Below are 21,680 nucleotides of genomic sequence, written 5' to 3'. Positions count from 1 at the left end.
GAACATAATTCTGCCTTTATTTACCCCTTTTATAATACGTTAATGAAAGGGGATAATATTATTTGCATAATCCGAGCACTTTATTAAAACCCTTTACTTGAATATTTATTCACTAATGCTGAGGTTTACGTTTACGTAAACTGTGTTTTTATTTATGGCTATTTTTACAAAATGTTAAACTTGACACCAGTGTCATGAAAAAATAACGGTGAAAACACCGCTAAATGTTAATAAAAATGATAAAAAAGAAATCTTGCTATGAAGTGAGAAATATTCAAGAATGTGAATATGTATTCAAATTACTGTTGACTCTATTTAATATAGAGGCTAGTTTTGACCGGCTGTTAGCAAATCGTCGAGCAGTTCATTAACGCTAACAGTGCAGCAAGGGGAGGGGTCTATGTTATACGACTCGAAATTAGAGAAAGAAAATTGTGGCTTTGGCTTAATTGCCCAAGTTAATGGTCAGGCTAGTCACCGGCTTATTCGTACTGCTATTACAGGGTTGGATCGTATGCAACACCGCGGCGGTATATCTGCTGATGGTAAAACAGGCGATGGCTGTGGTTTACTTTTGCAAAAGCCAGATAGTTTTTTCCGTGCTATTGCAAGTGAGCATAATTGGCACCTTGGTAAAAACTATGCAGTTGGCATGATCTTTTTAAATTCAGATCCTGTTTTAGCACAAACTGCAAAGCAAGTTCTTAGCGAAGAATTAGAAAAAGAAACGCTAAATATTCTAGGTTGGCGCGAAGTGCCTACCGATCCATCAATGCTAGGTCCAATTGCGGTGCAACAGCTACCTGGTTTTGAACAAATTTTTGTAAGCGCGCCCGAAGGTTGGCGTTCAAAAGACTTAGAGCGTCGCTTATACGTAGCGCGCCGTCGTGCTGAAAAACGTTTAGCAGACGATGAATCATTTTATATTGCAAGTTTATCCGGGTTAGTGACTATCTATAAAGGCCTTATGATGCCTGCTGATTTGCCTAATTTTTATTTAGACTTAGCTGACATCCGTATGACCAGCGCAATCTGTGTTTTTCATCAGCGCTTTTCAACAAACACACAGCCTCGTTGGCCACTAGCTCAACCTTTTCGCTATTTAGCGCATAATGGTGAAATTAACACCATCGAAGGTAATCGTCAGTGGGCTCGTGCTCGTTCGTACAAATTTTCGTCGCCACTTATTCCAGATTTACAAAGCGCGGCGCCATTTGTTAATGAAACTGGCTCAGATTCGTCAAGCCTCGATAACATGTTAGAGCTATTTTTAGCGGGTGGCATGGATTTATTCCGTGCAATGCGCATGCTTGTGCCACCGGCATGGCAAAAAAACCGTGCCATGGACGACGATTTACGTGCTTTTTATGATTTTAACTCCATGCATATGGAACCCTGGGATGGCCCAGCGGGTATTGTTATGTCAGATGGTCGTTTTGCAGCCTGTAACTTAGACCGAAATGGTCTGCGTCCTGCGCGTTATGTAATCACACAAGATGGTTTTATTACCCTGGCTTCTGAAGTAGGTATTTGGGATTACACAGCCGATGAAGTGGTTGAAAAAGGCCGGGTTGGTCCAGGTGAATTACTCGTCATAGATACCAAGTTGGGTAAAATTTGGCATTCAGATGAAATAGATCAAGATTTAAAGTCTCGCCATCCTTATAAGTCGTGGCTTGAAGAAAATGTTAAGCGTTTAACCCCTTTTGAAGAGTTAAAAGAGCAAGATGCAGGCAACCGTTCATTTGACGACGAAACGTTAGCTAAATATCAAAAAATGTTTGGTTACACCAACGAAGAGTTGGATAGCGTTATTCGTGTAATGGGTGAAAACGGGCAAGAAGCAACCGGTTCTATGGGTGATGACACGCCTTTTGCAGTATTGAGCGAAGGGCATCGTTCACTTTATGATTATTTTCGTCAAAAATTTGCACAAGTCACTAATCCGCCAATTGATCCCCTGCGCGAAAATCATGTGATGTCTTTGGCTACGTGTATTGGTAGCGAGCAAAATGTGTTTAACGAAACAACAGGCCACGCTAAGCGCTTACAGTTTGATACTCCAATTTTGATGTATGCAGACATGCAGCAGCTACTTAACGCAGATGAAGCGCACTACAGCTATTGTAAAATTGATATTACTTACACTGTTGAGGAAGGCTTAGAAAACGCAGTTAAACGCATTTGCGATAAAGCAAAAGAAAAAGCAGCTGCCGGCTCAATCATGCTTATTTTAACTGACCGTAATTTTGATGATGTAAACCTACCTATCCCTGCTGCTATGGCCGTAGGTGCTGTACAAAAGTGTTTAGTTGATAACAACTTACGTTGTGAATCAAACATCATAATTGAAACAGGAAGTGTAAGAGACCCGCATCAGTTCGCTGTGCTGCTTGGTTTTGGGGCAACCGCTATTTACCCATACCTAGCGTATGAGTCGTTAGTTGCGATGAGCGACAGCAAAGTCATTGATAAATCTTATTGCGAGGTAACCCTTGCTTATCGTAAAGCGGTAAACAAAGGTTTATACAAAATAATGTCTAAAATGGGTATTAGTACAGTCGCTTCTTACCGTTGCTCAATGTTATTTGAGGCAGTGGGTTTATCTGATGCGGTTGTTGATATGTGTTTTAAAGGTGTGGCTAGCCGCATCAAAGGTGCATGTTTTACAGACTTTGATGACGACCAACAAAGCCTACATAAGCTAGCACTAAGCAAGCGTAAGTTACTTAGTCACGGCGGTTTATTTAAATATGTACATGGTGGTGAATACCATGCCTATAACCCAGATGTAATTCAAACGCTGCAAGTAGCAGTTCGCTCTGGTGAATATAAAGATTACAACGAGTATGCAAAGCTTGTTAACAATCGCCCGATTTCAACTTTGCGCGACATGCTGGCACTTAAATTACCAGAAAATGGGATTAGCATTGATGATGTAGAGCCTGCAGAAGCACTTTACAAACGCTTTGATTCAGCTGCAATGAGTATTGGTGCGTTATCGCCTGAGGCTCATGAAGCGCTAGCAATTGCAATGAATCGCTTAGGTGGCTGTTCAAATTCAGGTGAAGGTGGTGAAGATAAACTTCGTTACGGAACAGAGAAAAATTCACGTATTAAGCAAGTGGCTTCAGGTCGATTTGGTGTTACACCGCATTATTTACGTAGCGCAGATGTAATACAAATAAAAGTCGCGCAAGGTGCAAAACCTGGTGAAGGTGGACAACTTCCAGGTGAAAAAGTAACACCTTACATTGCTAAACTTCGCTATTCGGTACCTGGCGTGACGTTAATATCACCGCCACCACATCACGATATTTACTCAATTGAAGATTTAGCTCAGCTAATTTTTGATTTAAAACAAGTTAATCCAAAAGCACTTGTATCAGTAAAACTCGTTTCGGAACCTGGTGTTGGCACTATCGCAACGGGTGTAGCTAAAGCGTATGCCGATTTAATTACTATATCGGGCTATGACGGTGGCACAGGCGCAAGCCCGCTTACATCTGTAAAATATGCAGGCAGCCCATGGGAATTAGGCCTAGCTGAAACCCAGCAAGCTCTTGTTGAAAATGGTCTTCGCCATCGCATTCGTTTACAAACTGATGGTGGTTTAAAAACAGGTTTAGATATTATTAAAGCCGCTATTTTGGGTGCTGAAAGCTTTGGTTTTGGTACAGGGCCTATGGTGGCGTTAGGGTGTAAATACTTACGTATTTGTCATTTAAATAACTGCGCGACCGGTGTAGCAACGCAAGACGAAACACTTCGTCAAAAGCATTACCACGGCTTACCTGAAATGGCGATGAACTACTTTAAGTTTATTGCACAAGAAGCGCGTGAAATTATGGCAAGCTTAGGGGTTGCAAACTTAACTGATTTAATTGGTCGTCTTGATTTACTTGAAGCAATTGAAGGCAAGACAGCTAAACAGAAAAAGATAGATTTATCTGCTGTTATTGCACAGCCAAATAATCCAACAGGCGAAACACTGTTTTGTAGCGCACCCAATAGTTCACACTATCTAGGTGAGCTGAACGAGAGCCTATTAGGAAAGGCGCAAGAAGCGATAGATGCTTCAAGTGGGATTTCATTAGTAAGCCGAATTTGTAATACAGACAGATCAGTTGGCGCAATGTTATCAGGCTATATTGCTGATAAACACGGTAACCAAGGTATGGCCGCCGATCCTGTTGCCATTGAGCTACATGGCACGGCGGGTCAATCGTTTGGTGTTTGGAATGCAGGTGGCCTTGAAATGACCCTCGTTGGTGACGCTAATGACTACGTTGGTAAAGGCATGGCTGGTGGTAAGCTGGTAGTACGTCCACCTGTGGGCTCATCATTTGAAAGTCATAAAGCAACGATCATTGGTAACACGTGTCTATACGGTGCAACGGGTGGTAAATTGTTTGCTGCAGGGTGCGCAGGCGAGCGCTTCGCAGTACGCAACTCAGGCGTTCAAGCCGTGGTTGAAGGCGTTGGAGATAACGGCTGTGAATACATGACCGGTGGTGTAGTGTGTGTGCTTGGTAATGTTGGCGTTAACTTTGGGGCAGGGATGACGGGTGGTTTTGCATATGTGTTAGATGAGCGTAACGACTTTGAAAAACGCATAAACCCAGAGCTTGTCGAAGTTGTGACATTAGAAGCATTAACGTCACACCAAGAGCATTTACGTGGCTTAATCGCTGAGCATTTAGAGCTAACTGGCTCATGCAGAGCGGAAAGCATCTTAGCTAATTTTGAGCTCTACTTACCTATGTTTAAATTAGTAAAACCTAAATCAAGTGACGTAAAAAGTTTACTCGGGCACCGCGCTCGCAGTAGTGCCGAATTACGTGTTCAGGCGCAATAAGGGGGCAGTATGAGCGAAAATGTATATCAATTTATAGACGTGCAGCGTGTAGACCCACGCAAAAAACCAATTTCGTCACGTAAAAAATCATTTGTAGAAATTTACGAACCCTTTTCAGAAAATCAGGTTAACTCTCAAGCGGATCGTTGCTTGGATTGTGGTAACCCATACTGTGAATGGAAATGTCCGGTACATAACTACATTCCACAGTGGCTAAAATTAATACGCACAGGGCGTATATTAGAAGCCGCAGAGCTTTCTCATCGAACAAATAGCTTACCTGAAGTGTGTGGGCGAGTTTGTCCGCAAGACCGCTTGTGTGAAGGCTCATGTACGCTTGATGAAGAGTTTGGTGCCGTAACGATAGGTAATATTGAAAAATATATTACCGATACGGCGTTTAAAATGGGTTGGAAGCCAGACATGTCTTACGTGACATGGACGGATAAAAAAGTGGCTATTATTGGTGCAGGCCCAGCGGGTTTAGGTTGTGCAGATATTTTAGTTCGAAATGGTGTTAAACCTGTCGTGTTCGATCGTCACCCAGAAATTGGTGGACTACTCACATTTGGTATTCCATCTTTCAAACTTGAAAAAGAAGTAATGCAAAAACGCCGTGAGATTTTCACTGAAATGGGCGTAGAGTTTAAGCTGAATGTTGAAGTAGGTGTTGATATCACTATGGATGATATTTTAGCTGACTATGATGCAGTATTTTTGGGCGTGGGTACGTATCAAAGCATGCGCGCAGGGCTTGAAAATGAAGATGCATCGGGTGTTCACGATGCGTTGCCGTTTTTAATCGGTAATACTAATCGTGTTATGGGCTACGATGAAACGAATCAAGCCTATATTGATATGGCAAACCAGAAGGTAGTTGTATTAGGTGGTGGCGATACTGCCATGGACTGTGTGAGAACCTCTATACGACAGGGTGCCGCAAAGGTAACGTGTGCGTACCGCCGTGATGAAGAAAATATGCCGGGCTCTAAGCGTGAAGTTAAAAATGCCAAAGAGGAAGGGGTTATATTTACATATAATGTCCAACCTAAAGGTATTGTTCTAGACGATAATGGCCATGTTGCAGGCGTAAAAATGGTTAAAACTAAACTGGGTGAGCCTGATGGGAATGGTCGTAGCCGCGCAGAAGAGGTAGCCGGTTCAGAGCATATAATTGACGCAACGCAAGTGATCATGGCGTTTGGTTTTAAGCCACACAAAATGGACTGGTTAGAAAAGTATGATGTAGAAATAAATCACTGGGGCGGTATTAATGCACCAGAGCAAGGCGAATTCACACATCAAACAACTAACCCTAAAATATTTGCCGGAGGCGATATAGTGCGTGGTTCGGATTTAGTAGTAACGGCTATTTTTGAAGGACGCAATGCAGCTGAAGGCATTATGGATTATTTAAAAGTTTAACTTAATTAGCCCAGTAATCCATCATCCAAAAGCAAGCCATGTGGCTTGCTTTTTTGTGCCTTTAACTAATTAATATCAATCCGCAATAATACTTAATCATTTTGCGGGGCTAAAGGTGTTGCTAATTGCGTTAAAAAATCTTATTTACGACTGCATGGATGCAGAAGGTAGAGCTATGCAGGAACAAGCGCTGAGAACAGATAAATAGCGAATTTATTGTCGAGTATCAACACTTTTCCCTAGCCTCTAAATAGATCACTTAATTAAGCAAATTGGTATAAGTATCACTTATTTTTAACTTTAACTATTTTAGTTATCGATAATAATTTGGTTGTGTGAACAAAATATACTAATGCGTAGTTTTAAAATTCATAAAGTTATAATTCGCTTAAAAGGTACCAGTATTAATTTTTCATGAGTAATACTTTAATCTTGATTTAACTGCTGAAAAAGGAGAGTATTGAATGTTACTAAGAAAAATTAGTAGCAGCCTTGCTGAAAATTAATTCAATAATAAAAGAAAAATCGCGCTTACTATGCATGAATATTCAAACAAACCAGAAAGAAAACTGATAGTTAGGTTTTTTTCATCAATAGGCTTTATTGCTACTTTTGTGATGGCTTGCATAGCCTATTCCAACAGCGATTATTTCTTATTTTTTACCTTACTGTGTTCCTCATTTATTTATGCGTGGGCATTGAGTATTTATAAATCGGTAGAAAAATCAGCCAGTGCAATACTTTATAACTTATATGCATTGATGATTTACCTGGTTTTAACTGGAGGCGCGCAGGGAACTGGCCCTATTTGGATTTTTATCGTTTCGCCAGTTACGTTTTCAATTAGAGGTTTAAGACGCGGTATTTTTGATATTTTATTATTTTTACTCGCTGTAGTTTTGGCCTTTTATTGCGCTCATACTTTCAGCTTTTATGACTACCAACCGAGTCAGTTCCCTTATCGAATTTTGTTCTCATTTATTATTGTTGCAATGTTGAGTGGTTTTTATGAAAACTCAAGGGAAAAATATAATCAAAAAATATTAGCACTAAGTAAAAAAAATGAATTGTTAGCGACGATTGATCCTCTAACGGGTTTACCTAACCGGCGCTACACCATGAATAAGTTAAAAGAATTTAAATTAGCTCTCACCAAAGAGCAAACACCGTTTGTACTTATTTTGTGCGATGTAGACAACTTTAAAAAAGTTAACGATGAATACGGGCATAGCTTTGGTGATGAAGCCCTTATTCACCTAGCAAATATTTTAAACCAACATATTCCAAATAATGCCGTAGCATCTCGCTGGGGCGGGGAAGAATTTTTGATTGCCATTCCGCATGTATTTAATGCAAAGGGTGAAGAAATCGCAAATAAAATTCATGCTGCGTTAAAACAATTTCCGGTTGATACATCTTCTCAGAGCTTGAGCTTGACGATAAGTATGGGGGTTGTTCAATCCCGTGAAAGTGATTCTATAGATATCGATATCAAGCGCGCAGATGAATTGCTTTATAAAGCAAAAGAGCAAGGTAAAAACAGAACTTGCTCCGAGTAGCTTTATTGCTATTCCATTGAGAATGAATCAAGCGTTGGCTTTACCTTAGCAATTCGCCTTTTTAAACTCATATAACAAAATACATTACACAGTATTTGAGCCAGCAAAACACATGTACAACTAACAATGAAATTATTTAAGTTATCATTTTGGTTACTAGTTAAATTGTAAATGCTTAAAGTTATTTGAGTAAGCAAGGTAATATTTAAAAAAACCATCAAGTGTTGTTTAAATTGTGTGTGTTTATAGCGGCTAAATAGGGTTAGCACTATACTAATTAAAACTAGCAGCCAGCTTATAATCATAAAAGTTAAAGCAGAATCACTTAACATAAAACGCCTTATTTAAAATTGAAATCATGTTATGCAGTTAATTAGCTTTAATTTAAACATGCGCTTTTATTAACTCTTTTGCGTTCGCTTTTGCTGTTTTACTTATATTGTCACCGCCAAGTAATCTTGCTATTTCGTCGACCCTACCGTCTTTTGTTAGTGCCAACATGTTGGTAAATGTTTCACCTTTAGCAATTTCTTTTGCTACAAAAAATTGCTGATGTGCACTACTTGCAACCTGCGGTAAATGGGTTACACAAATCACCTGAGTAGACTTACCAAGTTGCCTTAATAGTTTGCCAACTGCAGAGGCAGTAGGCCCAGAAATGCCTACGTCTACCTCATCAAATATTAATGTTGGTGTTGTTACTTTTTGGGCAATAATCACCTGAATAGCTAGGCTAATACGTGAAAGCTCACCACCAGATGCTACCTTAGCTAGAGGTTGAAGGGGCTGTCCAGGGTTGGTCGACACTAAAAACGAAACACTATCATGGCCCAAAATGTTGGGTGCTCGTTCTGGCTCTTCAATAAGTGAAATCTCAAATACACCATTTTCCATGGATAGATTTGCCATGCTTTCACTTATTAAGGTGTTTAAGGTGTTAGCATACCCTCTGCGACTAATACTTAGCGCTTCACTTGCTTGCTTGTAGTTAAGTAATGCATCGTTTATTTCAGAGTCAAGTTGCTCCAACCGCGAACTATTATTACTAATAGACTCTAGCTCTTGTGAAATTGACTGATGAAATTCAACTAATGCCTGCGGTTTTATATGGTGCTTGCGGGCTAAATCCATTGCGCCACTTAACCTGTTTTCTATTTCAGTTAAACGCGCAGGGTCTAAATCAACCTGTTCTGTATAGTTACGGATTTCTCTGCTAGCTTCTTCAACCTGAACAGCCGCTTCTTCTAACATTGTAGCGACACTGGCTAAGTTTTCATCATATTGCGCTAAATCTGCAAATTGCTGTGCACTGTGCTGTAATACAGAACACGCACTTTGCTCTTCGCCTTCATACAGGTATTGGAGCTCTTTTTGACATGACTCTAAAATTGTTTGGCTGTTACTTAACTTGTAATGCTCAGCCTCAACTTGTTCAAACTCACCTGCTTGTAAGTTAAAGTCGTCAAGCTCTGCCACTTGGTATTCTAGCAGTTGCTTTTGTGCTGCTTGTTGCTGTTGTTGCTGTTCTAAATGTTTAAATTCTTTTTGAAGGCTAGCAAATTGTTTATAACTTTCACTAACTTTGGTAACCAGCGCCTGGTGGCCAGCATATGCATCAAGAAGATGTAATTGATGTTCTGCTTTTAAAAGGTGTTGATGGGCGTGTTGTCCATGTATAGAGATTAAGTACTGACCAAGTTCTTTAAGCTGAGATGCAGTCACTGAGCTTCCGTTAATATAACTTTTGCTCCTGCCGTTCTTGCATACAACACGTCTGAGTAAGCAATCGTTATCAGTACTAGTGAGAAAGTGTTGTTCCAAAAATGCTTGAGCTAGCGGGAGTGCGCTTATATCAAATTGAGCGCATACCTCGGCTTTGTCTGCAGAAGGTCTTACCGCAGAGGCCTCAGCACGCTCTCCAAGACATAATGAAAGTGCATCAATAGCAATAGACTTACCAGCGCCTGTTTCACCGGTAATGGCAGTCATGCCATTTTGCCACTCAGTGCTTAAGTTACTAACTATCGCAAAATTTTTAATTTCTAAACCAACTAACATACTGTTTATCCATCCAGTCAATTAACTGGTAATTTATACAGTGTTTAGCTTTTTTGCAAATTAATTTTTGATTATTTAGGCCATATTAGCATGTTGATTGAGCTGGTTGTTCGAGTCTTGACTTTCTGGGGTGTATTCATTTTCTGTATTATCAAGGGGTTGTGGTGTGTCATTCGTTTTTATTAATTCGATAAGGTTTGGTAATGCCTCTGAGTAAAACGTTTTGTTATACGAAATACCTTGCTGCGGAAGTTCAGACACAAAGTACTGGATGTTTTCCTCCAAACTTTGGCCATTGCCAATTTGGTTAGCTTTGGTTAATTCGTTAGATAGTGTATTGATTAATAGGTCAGATACATCTTCAAGGGTTTGTAAATTCTCGTCCGTGTGTTTTTGAACGACAAAAAAGTTAGACACTATTGCTTGAATTCGCGGTGCGTATTTAGGACGAAGAATTTTCACCTCTACTAATTCATTTAATTTTGACTTTAGGCGTCCGCCAACTTGCGACACTCGTTCATTAAATTGTTTTTTTTGAGCTTCGATTGCTTTGCGTCGATTGCTTTCTATTTTTAAGTAGGTTGCTAAAAGGGTAATTAACAGTAGCAAAGCAAAAAATACGACATATGTCATTGCTATTTGTTCCTAAAAATTGGTGTATTGTTGTTATAAGCTGCATTTTGCGCTAAAGATAAACCTTTAGCAATAAAATTAGTATAAACGGCTGCCCCAATTTAATTTTGTACGTAAAACGTTGTAGTAAGAGTAGTTTTTTGGATGAATTAACCGCAATTTTTTATCCGCTTTTTTTATTACCACTTCGTCACCGGGTAAAACGGCGAGCACAACGTGGCTGTCGCAACTGACTTGCAAACTGTCTGTATTGTCTAAGCTAAGTTTTAGCCTTACTTCGTTATCGGCGTCGACAACTAAAGGTCGACTTGATAGCGTGTGTGGAAACATAGGTACTAAAGATATTGCATTTAATTCAGGCGTTAATATTGGACCGCCACCAGAAAGCGAGTAAGCAGTTGAGCCCGTTGGTGTAGATACAATTAACCCATCAGAGCGCTGAGAGAATACAAAGTCGCTATTAATAAATGCCTCAAACTCAATCATGTGGGCCACTTTATCGGCATGCAATACAGCTTCGTTTACCGCTAAATTTGCACTTTTCAATTCATTGTGGCGATAGACTTCTACTTCCAATAAAAAGCGGTTTTCTTCTATAAACTGGCCACTCAGAACATGTTCGAGGCTAGCTTCAAAGCCTTCAGGATCTAAGTCGGTTAAAAAGCCGAGGTTTCCTCGGTTAACGCCAATTACAGCAATGTTGAAACGAGCAAGTACACGCGCTGCTCCCAACATATTACCATCACCACCCACAACGATTGCAAGGTCAGCGTGTTCGCCCAAATCGACTAGTTTGACAAGGTTTTCTTTGGGCACATCGACTAATTGCCCACCAGTTCGCTTTTCAACAATAACTTCAAAACCAAGTGCCAGTAAAAATGTATGCAAGCGCTGCAGCGTTGCAGCAGCTTTCGGATGATTTGGTTTGCCAATAAGGCCAATAGTTTTGAAAGGAGAATCCATAGTCTGCACACAATAAGTTTTAATAATTGTAGAGTAACTCAAAAGCAAAGTGTTTGAAAATACAGATTTTCACTAAATGAGTTTGATTCAATTTAGTTTAATTTTTTTTGTTTTATATTGCTTAACAAAAGCACGTATGACTTGAAATAACATTAAATGCCCCGATATTAGTTTCATGCAACAAGATGTAGATAACATGAAACTAAACCCGCGCGATCAGCAAATATTCTCAGCTGTAATGAACATGTACTGTAATGGTGAGGGGTTGCCCGTTCCATCAACAAAAATTGCTAAGCTAAAAAGCATGGCTGTGTGTTCAGCAACCGTTCGTAATGCAATGGCCCGTCTTGAAAAAGTGGGTTTATTGTATTCACCTCATACTTCTGCAGGACGTGTCCCTACAGATGAAGGGTTTAATTATTGGTTTGATGAGTTTTTTCCGTTATCAGATATTGCTAACTACTGGCAGCCAGAACAAGCCCAGCTAGTTGAATTAGCACATGGCTTGAGTCAAAAATACCAAGTGTGTTGTTGTGTTGGTTTACCGCAAGTGAGCTCACAGCATGTATTTAGAGTCGAGGTACTTGATTTTGATTCTACTGATTGGCTTATTTTACTGATCGATCGAGCAGGGCAAAGTCATAATATTTGTATTGATAAGCCACATGATGCCTCAGATACGGTTCGGTACCAATTTGCAACATGGTTAAATACAGTGTTTAGCCAACAAACATTGATGGAAGGCTTGTACAGAATGCAAGCAATGGCAAACACCGCGCCTAAAAACTGTCACGACTCGCTCACTCAGTGGACACGACAGCTAAGTCAAAAATTAGGCTCAGACAACAGTATCGTTGTAGGTGAAAACTACCTCTATAAAAAAATAAATTGTGAAAAGAGTTTAAATATTGGGGTGTCGTTTTTGAACTTTGTTGAAGACGCGCTGGCATTTAAAAATGGTGTATCGGTGATCAGCGGTAAGAAGCTTCCGTTTAGTGAGTGTAATGATTTAATAACCATCAGCGTCCCGTACTTTCAAAATCAAGAATACCAAAGCCGCTTTTGTATCATTTGCCCAAAATCAGCGCAAATAGAACAAATAATCCAAGAATTTAAATTAATTGAGACATCAAACTCTTGAATCTTTTTATTCAATCCCCATAATTACCGCAGTTGAAAAGAATTGGAGCACGTATTTTATGTCTGAGCAGACACAAAACCCAGAGCAAGAAGTAGAACTAAACGAAGAAGTAGCTCAAATGGAAGCTGACGTTGAAGCAGCGGTAGAAGCTGCAGAGCAACACGAAGCAGATCAAGAGCAAAGCCCTGAAGCTGAAATTGCGATGCTTTACGCAGAGCTAGAAGCTGCTAAGCAAACTATTGCAGATCAAAAAGACGGTGTTATACGTGCCGCTGCCGACGTTGATAACATTCGACGTCGTGCTGCACAAGATGTAGAAAAAGCACACAAATTTGCATTAGAAAAGTTTGCAAACGAATTACTACCTGTAATTGATAACCTTGAGCGCGCTATTGAGTTTTCTGATAAAGAAAACGAAACGTTAAAGCCGCTGCTTGAAGGTATTGATATGACGGTTAAAAGCTTTAACGATGCTGTTGCTAAATTTGGCGTTGAAATTGTTAACCCACAAGGCGAGCAATTTAACCCAGAGTTCCATCAAGCAATGTCAATTCAGCCAAGCAACGATGTAACACCTAATACTGTATTGGCAGTAATGCAAAAAGGCTACACATTAAATGGACGTTTATTACGCCCAGCTATGGTAATGGTTTCAAAAGCAGGTGATGCTTAATTTAGCTCTTTATAAAATTTAAAAAATGCCTCAAATTGAGGCATTTTTTTTGTCTTTTTTATAATGAATTATCTGCACTAATATAGTCAGTAGCACGGCGCTAAACATGAGGCTAGAAAATGGCACCGAGCTTTGAGCATGCATAACAGCAAGAATAGGACCCACCAAGGCACCGCTGCCAAACCTAAGCGTACCAATCACGGCAGTCGCTGTGCCGGTGTTTTTTTCAAATTTCATGAGTATTAACGAATCGGCATTACTGGCAGTTACGCCTAAACTCATCATTAATGGTGCGATTGCAGCGACTATATAGTAAAGCGATAAATGCAAAATACTAAAAGTTAAAAGGCATAGCCCTGATATAAAACCGCACACCAAGCCAATATATAACATTTTGCGTGAACCGATACGGGGCACAATGCGTGTATTTAAAAAGTTACCAAACATCAATGCCATTACGTTAAAGGCAAATAGTACCCCAAACACTTGCTCCGACACTTTGTATAAGTCTAAATAAATAAAAGGCACTGAGGTTAAAAAGCAAAAAAAGCCAAACGAGACAAACATTGAGCTTAAAATATCTGCGCGTGCATCGGTATTACTCAAAACAGTTTTATAACTGTCAAAAAACAGTGCTAAGCCTTTCTTTTCGCTGGTATGAATAGGTATATCAATTAAATATATTTGCACAAACACAAGGATTATAAAGCTATAAGCCGCTAATACTAAAAATATGGTAGACCAAACCGAAAATCCTAAAATAAATGAGCCCACAGATGGTGCTATTAATGGTGCAACCATCATGATCATCGATACATACGACATACCTTTTGCCGTGTTTTGCTGATAAATATGCCTTATTATCCCTGGCACAACCACCGTAGCTGCAGCGCCAGTAAAGGCTTGTACTGCTCTTAGTGCCCAAAAAGTATGGATCTCTGTTGTAAATGCTAACGCGGTAGAGGTTAACCCAAATAACGTTAAACCAATTTTAGCCAGTTTTCGACGGCCAATTTGATCCGCTATTGGGCCAAAAAACAACATGCCTAACGAGTAACCTGCTAAATAAATGCTGAGCGATATTTGTACGTTTGGCATACTTGTTTGTAAATTATTCGCAATGACCAACATTGCGGGTAAGTACATATCAATTGCAAGGGGCGTAATAGCAACAATACTGGCTAATAAAGGCAATAAAATACGGGTATTAAAAGACGTAGACGAGGCGCCCATACATAAACTCAAGGTAACTAAAACAAGGGCTATAGTGTAGCAGGGCATTGTATATGTATAAACTTAGTTTAGCTGGTAGGTTACTTACTTCATCGCAAAGCACTTCACTTAAACCAATGATTTTAAACTGGCACTGTGTTTGCTATCCTAATTGCAGTATAAATGACTTAAGGTAATACAATGAAAAAATTGGTATTGGCACTAATAGCAACGGCTGTTTTAGCTGGGTGTAAAACATCGCCAACAGGGCGTACTCAAATAGCGCTTTATTCAGATCAGCAAATGAGTGAAATGGGTACGGCGAGTTTTGCTGACATGAAAAAAAATCAGCCAATTAATAAAGATCCAAAAACCAATACATATGTAAATTGTATTGCTAATAAAGTAATTGCCGTTCTACCTAATGAGTATGCGTCTCAAAACTGGGAAGTGGTCGTGTTTGAAGATGACTCAGCAAATGCCTTTGCTTTGCCTGGCGGTTATATTGGTGTCCACACTGGGTTGCTTAAAATAGCGACTAATCAAGATCAAGTAGCTACCGTTTTAGGGCATGAAGTAGGGCACGTAATTGCAGAACACTCTAATGAACGTGTGTCACAAAGTTCATTGTTAAGCACGGGAATGCAATTGGGGAGTGTTGCGCTAGAAATGGGTAACGTGCAATACCGCAATGAAATTATGCAAGGGCTGGGCTTGGGCGCTCAATATGGTGTGGTTTTACCGTTTAGCCGCTCACATGAATCAGAGGCCGACACCATAGGTTTAGAACTTATGGCGCAAGCAGGGTTTAATCCTAAAGAGTCTGTAACGCTTTGGCAAAATATGAGCCAAGCGGGAAGTGGTGCAACGCCGGAATTTTTGTCTACTCACCCAGCACCAACGAGCCGTATTGCAAATTTGCAGTCGCAAATGACAAAAGCATTAAGTAAGCAAAATAGTGCAAACTCTCAAGGGAAAAGGCCACAGTGTACACTTTAGTTAAGTTAATAACTGTATGAAGTAGTGGATTATAGTGTTGATGCGCTAATAAAATAAAACCCCTGAAAGTATGTTACTTTCAGGGGTTTTATTTTATCGGTTATATGCAGTTATTCAGCGGCGAGTGCTTCTTTAAATACAGTTTTAAAGCGCTCAAAATCTTCTATCTGCGGCAAGTGCCCTAAATTATCAAGCTCATATAATTTAGCATTAGGAATAAGCGATGCGGCGTTCTTGCCTAACTCATCGTAACGGCCAAGCTCATAGGTCACACCGTCTTTCTTCCAATTACGGCCAGGTCCTGTTCTATCGCGGGTGCCAATAATCAACTTAACTGGCATAGTAAGGTCTTTAAATTCTGTAATTACCGGTTGGGTGAAAATCATATCGTACGTTTTAGCGTTAACCCACGCTATTTGCTCTTTATCGGGTCCTTGTATTTGCCCTGTAATAAAGTGTGTTAATGCTGAATATGTGGCGTTCCACTTACCATTATAATAATTTTTTTGCTGATATTTTTTTACACCTTCGGGTGTTTTGTTAAGCTCATTTTTATAGAAAAAGTTGGTATCTTTATATTCAACATAGTGCAAGTAGTTTTCAAGCCCTATTGGATTAAGCAAAATCAGCTTGGTTGTTGTGTTGGGATACATTAATGCAAAGCGACTTGCCAACATACCGCCCATAGAGTGCCCAAGAACTATCGAACTTTGTATGTTTAGTGAGCTCATTAATGCTTGCGTATGGTGTGCAAGTGCTGCAAAAGAGTACTGATAATCAGTGGGTTTAGATGATTTACCAAAGCCAATTTGATCAGGGATTAACACGCCAAAGCCTAGTGATTGTAAGTACTGCGCTGTAGTCGTCCAATAATCGGCATTAAAGTTTTTACCGTGCATAAGCGTTACTATAGGCATATTTTCTTTGGCAGGCTTTAGGTAAATATACGCCATTTTAAGAGACTGCTTTTGTGATTCAATATTAAAGTAATTAACCTCAAAGTCATACTGATAACTGCTTAAAAGTGCATCGTAAGAAAGAGACTCTGTATTTACTTCATTACTTGCAAACGTATTATTCGTTAATGCTAATAAGGCTGCAAAACCCATAACTTTAATTGGCGACATTTTGTTACTGCGTTAAAGGACAAGCGCTAGGTTTAAAAGAAGTACGACATTAGCTAAGTATTGAAAGGAGTACAATTAAATAGTTTTATAGTATAGAAAAAGGAGCGCTTAATAGAGCTCCTTTTTATGCAATTTTAACGCAGTGTGATTGCTTAAAATGTCCACTCTACATGAATTTGCGGAACGGTTTCTGTCACTTCAGTACCTAGCTTGTTGTGCCAGTATTGAAGCTCCATGCCTAGTAATAGTGTGTTTTCTTGCATTTTAAGGGCATGACCCATGTCCCACACTAAAATAGGTTGCGCGAGTATCCATGCTTCTACATCGTTACCAAATTCATCTTCTCGTTCAGCAATATACTCGGCGTGGCCTTTAAAGCTAAATTTTTGTGAGCCAACGGTAAAAGGGTACTCAAAAGCTACATCAAACATCCAGCTATTTGTTTCTATGGGGGCACCGCCTTTAGCGACACCTTCACTGTCGTCAATGTAAGCTGTTACAATTGTTTGAAAAAAGTTAAACCCAGGTACATCCCAGCTTAACTTAACGCCCGGTAAATATTTCATTACTTTAGCATCGCCAGCTACGTTAATTCCGCCGGTAAGGCCAACATCTAATAACGCACCAGTGCCAATTTTTTTACCGCTGATCGCCGATAAGCTGACGGTTGAATACCACTCGCCGTAAAAATCACTGTCTTGATAGCCGTCAGTTGTATTGTCTTTACTGTAATCGATAAAAAAGAAGTTATCGCCGTAATCGTAACCTGATGCATGCTGAACAGAGTAAACAGTCGTATCAGACTTTTGCTCAGTAAAAGGGTTTTTTTGCTCACCATTGTTAATGTGTAATGCTGTGCTGCTCCAATTAGCGGCAAAAGCAGAAGACGATAACGCAATAGATGTAAGGGAAACAAAGGGAAGTAATTTATTTAATTTCATAATCTGTATTTAACTATAATTTTAGTGACACGCGAAGGCGCGCATTATAGCAAACGTGATTAATATGTAGAGTAATATGTTGCAGCTTGTTTTTAAGCTGCAACAGGGGGAGGCTTTTAAGCTTTATTACGACGTAAACAAATTATTGCAATAGCGGTAAATGCTAAAATGAAACAGTAATAAGACGATGTAGAGACTTCCCATGGGCTAATTTTAAACGTAGCGCCAAGTAATAGTGCTTGTGCTCCGTAAGGTAATGACCCTTGAGTTACACAGGCAAAAATATCAAGTAGGCTTGCAGAGCGTTTGCCACTAATTTGGCCATCGTCAGCTAACTTTTTAGCAATAGGTCCCGCTACAATAATTGAAACGGTATTATTGGCAATACAAACGTTACTTGTCATCACAAGGGCTGCAATACCAAGTTGGTCAGCTACTTTGCGGTGCCATTTTGCAATAACTTTGGTAATGGCTTGAATTTTTTGGGCAATAAAATCAAGTCCACCATTGATGCGAATAAACTCAGAAAGACCACCAATAAACATAGAGAGTAAAAATATCTCCTGCATGTCGGTAAAGCCTTGATAAATGTCTTTTACAAAGCTCGAGCCTTCGTAGCTACCGGTAAAGCCCATTAATGCAGCAAATATAATGCCGCTAAATAACACAACAAATACATTTAATCCTGCCACAGCTAAAACCAAAATAAAGGCATAAGGGAGTACTAACCAAATGTCGTAATCTTGTGTCTCAACCACTTGTGCTGCTGGAGTAAGGTAAAATAATAAACCTATAGTAAGAACCGCAGCGGGTACCGCTATTTTGAGGTTTTCTTTAAATTTATCTTTCATTTCACAACCTTGAGTACGCGTAGCTGCAATTGTGGTGTCTGAAATAATTGACAAGTTATCGCCAAACATAGCACCAGATACAATAGTACCGGCCATAAGCGCAGGGTCTATACCTGTTTTAATCGATACCGCATAAGCAATTGGGCCAATTGCACCAATAGTACCCATTGATGTGCCCATGGCAGTCGATACAACTGCGGCTATTAAAAATAAGCCAGGGAGTAGTAAAGCGGGCGGTATTAGTGATAAACCGGCATTAACGACTGCGTCAACACCACCTGTTGCACTTGCTACCGCGGAAAATGCACCAGCAAGCAGGTAAATTAAACACATAGTAATAATGTTGTTATGCCCAGCCCCTTTTATAAAGGTTTCGACACACTGATTGACAGAGCCTTTATTAAGTATAAAGGCAAGCATAATGGCGGGTAATATTGCCACCGGTGCTGGAAGTTGATAAAAAGCATAATCAACCCCTTGAGATTGCAGGTATAAACCTGAACCTAAAAATAGGGCTACAAACGTTAATAGGGGTAGTAAAGAAAGTATTGCTTTATTTTTATTAAATGATGGCTGCATCATAATCCTCGAAACCAATTAATTACCACAGCCAAAAATTCCTCTTTTAGCTGAATTTAGCAAGTCTAACTAGGTTGTTAAAAGCTAACAAATAGTAGAGCAATGCAGCGCCCGCAAGCCAAAGACCAAATCGACGCGAAAGAGAAGTTTAAATGTATAGATGGCTAAAGTAAACTGGTATTGTTATTATTCTTTTATTAAATGCTTGACTGACTATTACATGACTTTTAGATAAAATCTACTAAGTAAGTTACTTTCAGTGATTGATGTTAATTCAGCAATATATACACTCAACATATATAAAACGATCGGTTTACGGTTTAAACAAAAATAGATTAAGGCATAGTGATGATTCGAATAGGTGTTTTTGGTGCTAACGGCAGAATGGGTTTAGCTTTATTGGAAGCCGCAACTATAAAAGAGCAAACACAACTAACAGGTGCCTATGTTCGCAGTGGGTCATCGCTAATTGGAGTTAATGTAAACCAAGTAAATAGTGCTGCCGATAAAAACGTCTGTTTTAGCGACGAAAACACACTCGAAAGTGTTGATGTTTTAATTGATTTTACCCTGCCAGAGGGTATGCGTAACCACTTAAAGCATGCAGTTGAACAATCCCTTCCATTAGTTATTGGAACTACAGGCTTAACGACCGATGACATGGCATTATTAGAAAATGCTGCTAAACATATACCTATTGTGTTTGCCCGTAACTACAGTGTTGGCGTAAATGTGTTATTGAATTTAGTTAAAACGGCAGCCACAAAGTTTGGTGACGATTTAGATATTGAAATATTTGAAGCGCATCACCGTCATAAAATCGATGCGCCATCGGGCACCGCACTGGCAATTGGTGAGTCAATTGCAGATGCAAAAGGGTGGAACCACGAAGAGGTTGCTGTGTATGATCGAAGCCAAGTTGAAACTGAAAAATCTCAAAACGAAATTGGTTATTCAGTCCTAAGAGGAGGCGACATAGTAGGTGAACATACCGCATACTTTGCCACAATGGGGGAAAGGCTTGAATTAACGCACAAAGCAAGTTCAAGAATGACCTTTGCACTAGGTGCTGTAAGAGCTGCGGGCTGGTTGCAAAATAAACCACCAGGACTTTATGACATGCAAGATGTGCTCGATTTAAAGTAGTTTAGTATCTATTTTGGGTGTTTGGGTCTAATTTTAGCTAAAAGCACTTATTTATTATGATTTACCAAATAATGTTAGACCTAAAACACAACATCATGTAGTATACAGCCAATTTGCCAAAAATTACTAAATGCGTGTTTCCAATTATACCCAAGTGGCTAGTAAAATCAGGGGTTCAGTGGGAATGATAAGAGTTTTAGGCAAGAAAAAATGTTGAAGATTTAGTGGTTATATCGGCCTCATTTAAGACTGCGTAAAACAATTTAATCTCATACAAAATCTGGTTTTTACGATCCCTCTGGGTATTGGCGGGGTGTTAGGCAATTTGCTTACTCCCGTTTTTTACTGTTAGGAGGTTTAACTTGACTAAATCCGCTCTGTTAGTCCTAGAAGACGGCACAGTGTTTCGCGGTACTGCAATCGGCGCTGACGGCATGTCAGTCGGTGAAGTGGTATTCAATACGTCTATGACTGGTTATCAAGAAATTTTGACTGACCCTTCGTACGCGGAACAAATCGTAACTTTGACGTACCCACATATCGGTAATACGGGTACCAACAGCGAAGACGAAGAAGCGAATCAAATTTGGGCTAAAGGCCTAGTGATCCGTGATTTGCCACTGCTAGCAAGTAACTTTCGTAACGAGCAATCGTTAGACGATTACTTGAAAGAACGTAATATCTTAGGTATTGCGGACATCGACACCCGAAAGCTAACACGCATTTTGCGCGATAAAGGCGCTCAAAATGGCTGTATTATTGCAGGTGACGAACTAGACGAACAAAAAGCGCTTCAAGCTGCGCAAGCCTTCCCAGGCTTAAAAGGCATGGATTTAGCAAAAGTTGTCTCAACCAAGGAAAATTTTGAGTGGCGCGAATCAAGCTGGGCATTAGGCGAGGGATTTAAAACCTTAGATACCGCCGATGAAAAGTTTCATGTTGTAGCCTACGACTTCGGTGTTAAGCGTAATATATTACGTATGCTTGTTGACCGTGGTTGTAAACTTACCGTAGTACCTGCACAAACCAGTGCTGCTGATGTACTTGCATTAAACCCCGATGGTATTTTCTTATCTAATGGCCCTGGCGATCCTGAGCCGTGTACCTATGCTATTGATGCTATCAAATCATTTTTAGAAACCGACACGCCTATTTTTGGTATTTGTTTGGGTCATCAATTATTAGCGCTTGCGTCGGGTGCTAAAACAGAAAAAATGAAATTTGGCCACCATGGTGGTAACCACCCAGTTAAAGATCTTGACCGCGATGTTGTGATGATTACCGCACAAAATCATGGTTTTGCTGCTCAAGAATCAAGCTTGCCAAGCACGCTTCGTGCAACACACAAGTCATTGTTTGACGGCACGCTGCAAGGTATTCATCGTACAGATAAGCCCGCATTTAGTTTTCAGGGTCACCCTGAGGCAAGTCCAGGTCCGCACGATGCAGCCCCATTATTTGATCACTTCATCGATTTGATGCAAGCGCGTAAACACTAATTTAACTGGAGTAATA

At 39.9% G+C, this 21,680-nt stretch carries 15 protein-coding genes; 8 read left to right on the top strand and 7 right to left on the bottom strand.

Going from position 1 to position 21,680, the window contains the following annotated elements; all coding sequences use genetic code 11:
• The first annotated feature begins 400 nt into the window (after positions 1-400).
• From gltB to KZZ04_RS03780, 3 genes are all read left to right on the top strand, one after another.
• Complete coding sequence (gene gltB / locus KZZ04_RS03790) at positions 401-4,858, top strand: glutamate synthase large subunit (protein ID WP_219421868.1); 4,458 nt, start codon at positions 401-403, stop codon at positions 4,856-4,858.
• A gap of 9 nt (positions 4,859-4,867) precedes the next feature.
• Positions 4,868-6,283 (top strand): FAD-dependent oxidoreductase, encoded by a 1,416-nt coding sequence (locus KZZ04_RS03785; protein WP_219421867.1) that lies wholly within the window; start codon positions 4,868-4,870, stop codon positions 6,281-6,283.
• Positions 6,284-6,819: 536 nt separating this feature from the next.
• Positions 6,820-7,842 carry a GGDEF domain-containing protein gene (locus KZZ04_RS03780; RefSeq protein ID WP_368735882.1) on the top strand — a complete coding sequence of 341 codons (1,023 nt, stop codon included), beginning with the start codon at positions 6,820-6,822 and terminating at the stop codon, positions 7,840-7,842.
• Positions 7,843-8,226: 384 nt separating this feature from the next.
• On the opposite strand, the gene recN is transcribed toward KZZ04_RS03780, so the two are convergent.
• From recN to nadK, 3 genes are all read right to left on the bottom strand, one after another.
• Entirely contained in the window at positions 8,227-9,900 is a 1,674-nt protein-coding gene (gene recN, locus KZZ04_RS03775; RefSeq protein ID WP_219421865.1) for a DNA repair protein RecN, read from the bottom strand.
• A gap of 75 nt (positions 9,901-9,975) precedes the next feature.
• Positions 9,976-10,533: a hypothetical protein gene (locus KZZ04_RS03770; RefSeq protein ID WP_219421864.1), complete on the bottom strand. Its 558-nt coding sequence runs from the start codon at positions 10,531-10,533 to the stop codon at positions 9,976-9,978.
• A 78-nt stretch (positions 10,534-10,611) separates the two neighbouring features.
• Complete coding sequence (gene nadK, locus KZZ04_RS03765) at positions 10,612-11,496, bottom strand: NAD(+) kinase (RefSeq protein WP_058404321.1); 885 nt, start codon at positions 11,494-11,496, stop codon at positions 10,612-10,614.
• Between the two features lie 175 nt (positions 11,497-11,671).
• On the opposite strand from nadK, the gene KZZ04_RS03760 reads away from it, so the two are divergent.
• Both KZZ04_RS03760 and grpE read left to right on the top strand, forming a co-directional pair.
• On the top strand, positions 11,672-12,637 hold the full coding sequence (locus KZZ04_RS03760) for an HrcA family transcriptional regulator (protein WP_058404322.1): 966 nt from the start codon (positions 11,672-11,674) through the stop codon (positions 12,635-12,637).
• A gap of 58 nt (positions 12,638-12,695) precedes the next feature.
• Positions 12,696-13,310 carry a nucleotide exchange factor GrpE gene (grpE, locus tag KZZ04_RS03755; RefSeq protein WP_219421863.1) on the top strand — a complete coding sequence of 205 codons (615 nt, stop codon included), beginning with the start codon at positions 12,696-12,698 and terminating at the stop codon, positions 13,308-13,310.
• 30 nt (positions 13,311-13,340) lie between these two features.
• On the opposite strand, the gene KZZ04_RS03750 is transcribed toward grpE, so the two are convergent.
• The gene (locus KZZ04_RS03750; RefSeq protein WP_219421861.1) at positions 13,341-14,543 is read right to left on the bottom strand and encodes a multidrug effflux MFS transporter; all 1,203 of its coding nucleotides are present in this window, start codon (positions 14,541-14,543) and stop codon (positions 13,341-13,343) included.
• A gap of 180 nt (positions 14,544-14,723) precedes the next feature.
• Between KZZ04_RS03750 and KZZ04_RS03745 the strand changes: the two genes are divergently transcribed.
• Positions 14,724-15,521: a M48 family metallopeptidase gene (locus KZZ04_RS03745; RefSeq protein ID WP_058404325.1), complete on the top strand. Its 798-nt coding sequence runs from the start codon at positions 14,724-14,726 to the stop codon at positions 15,519-15,521.
• A 110-nt stretch (positions 15,522-15,631) separates the two neighbouring features.
• Here the strand turns inward: KZZ04_RS03745 and KZZ04_RS03740 are convergent, their stop codons facing one another.
• From KZZ04_RS03740 to KZZ04_RS03730, 3 genes are all read right to left on the bottom strand, one after another.
• Positions 15,632-16,648 (bottom strand): alpha/beta fold hydrolase, encoded by a 1,017-nt coding sequence (locus KZZ04_RS03740; protein ID WP_138527915.1) that lies wholly within the window; start codon positions 16,646-16,648, stop codon positions 15,632-15,634.
• 152 nt (positions 16,649-16,800) lie between these two features.
• A complete protein-coding gene (locus KZZ04_RS03735; RefSeq protein ID WP_138527913.1) occupies positions 16,801-17,589 on the bottom strand; it encodes a nucleoside-binding protein in 789 nt (262 codons plus the stop codon).
• Between the two features lie 116 nt (positions 17,590-17,705).
• A complete protein-coding gene (locus tag KZZ04_RS03730; protein WP_058404327.1) occupies positions 17,706-19,019 on the bottom strand; it encodes a Na+/H+ antiporter NhaC family protein in 1,314 nt (437 codons plus the stop codon).
• Between the two features lie 348 nt (positions 19,020-19,367).
• Between KZZ04_RS03730 and dapB the strand changes: the two genes are divergently transcribed.
• On the top strand, positions 19,368-20,165 hold the full coding sequence (gene dapB, locus KZZ04_RS03725) for a 4-hydroxy-tetrahydrodipicolinate reductase (RefSeq protein ID WP_058404328.1): 798 nt from the start codon (positions 19,368-19,370) through the stop codon (positions 20,163-20,165).
• A 362-nt stretch (positions 20,166-20,527) separates the two neighbouring features.
• Positions 20,528-21,664: a glutamine-hydrolyzing carbamoyl-phosphate synthase small subunit gene (gene carA, locus KZZ04_RS03720; RefSeq protein ID WP_219421859.1), complete on the top strand. Its 1,137-nt coding sequence runs from the start codon at positions 20,528-20,530 to the stop codon at positions 21,662-21,664.
• Positions 21,665-21,680: the final 16 nt, after the last annotated feature.

Source organism: Pseudoalteromonas sp. CR1, from assembly GCF_019392235.1.
Lineage (GTDB): Bacteria > Pseudomonadota > Gammaproteobacteria > Enterobacterales > Alteromonadaceae > Pseudoalteromonas.
Note: the sequence above shows the minus strand (reverse complement) of the source record. Positions and strands in the feature narration are given on the sequence as shown.

What these genes read in the sequence shown, in the direction of transcription:
- gltB (WP_219421868.1), top strand. Translation starts at nt 401, where the DNA reads ATGTTATACGACTCGAAATTAGAGAAAGAAAATTGTGGCTTTGGCTTA.
- KZZ04_RS03785 (WP_219421867.1), top strand. Translation starts at nt 4,868, where the DNA reads ATGAGCGAAAATGTATATCAATTTATAGACGTGCAGCGTGTAGACCCA.
- KZZ04_RS03780 (WP_368735882.1), top strand. Translation starts at nt 6,820, where the DNA reads ATGCATGAATATTCAAACAAACCAGAAAGAAAACTGATAGTTAGGTTT.
- recN (WP_219421865.1), bottom strand. Translation starts at nt 9,900, where the DNA reads ATGTTAGTTGGTTTAGAAATTAAAAATTTTGCGATAGTTAGTAACTTA.
- KZZ04_RS03770 (WP_219421864.1), bottom strand. Translation starts at nt 10,533, where the DNA reads ATGACATATGTCGTATTTTTTGCTTTGCTACTGTTAATTACCCTTTTA.
- nadK (WP_058404321.1), bottom strand. Translation starts at nt 11,496, where the DNA reads ATGGATTCTCCTTTCAAAACTATTGGCCTTATTGGCAAACCAAATCAT.
- KZZ04_RS03760 (WP_058404322.1), top strand. Translation starts at nt 11,672, where the DNA reads ATGCAACAAGATGTAGATAACATGAAACTAAACCCGCGCGATCAGCAA.
- grpE (WP_219421863.1), top strand. Translation starts at nt 12,696, where the DNA reads ATGTCTGAGCAGACACAAAACCCAGAGCAAGAAGTAGAACTAAACGAA.
- KZZ04_RS03750 (WP_219421861.1), bottom strand. Translation starts at nt 14,543, where the DNA reads ATGGGCGCCTCGTCTACGTCTTTTAATACCCGTATTTTATTGCCTTTA.
- KZZ04_RS03745 (WP_058404325.1), top strand. Translation starts at nt 14,724, where the DNA reads ATGAAAAAATTGGTATTGGCACTAATAGCAACGGCTGTTTTAGCTGGG.
- KZZ04_RS03740 (WP_138527915.1), bottom strand. Translation starts at nt 16,648, where the DNA reads ATGTCGCCAATTAAAGTTATGGGTTTTGCAGCCTTATTAGCATTAACG.
- KZZ04_RS03735 (WP_138527913.1), bottom strand. Translation starts at nt 17,589, where the DNA reads ATGAAATTAAATAAATTACTTCCCTTTGTTTCCCTTACATCTATTGCG.
- KZZ04_RS03730 (WP_058404327.1), bottom strand. Translation starts at nt 19,019, where the DNA reads ATGCAGCCATCATTTAATAAAAATAAAGCAATACTTTCTTTACTACCC.
- dapB (WP_058404328.1), top strand. Translation starts at nt 19,368, where the DNA reads ATGATTCGAATAGGTGTTTTTGGTGCTAACGGCAGAATGGGTTTAGCT.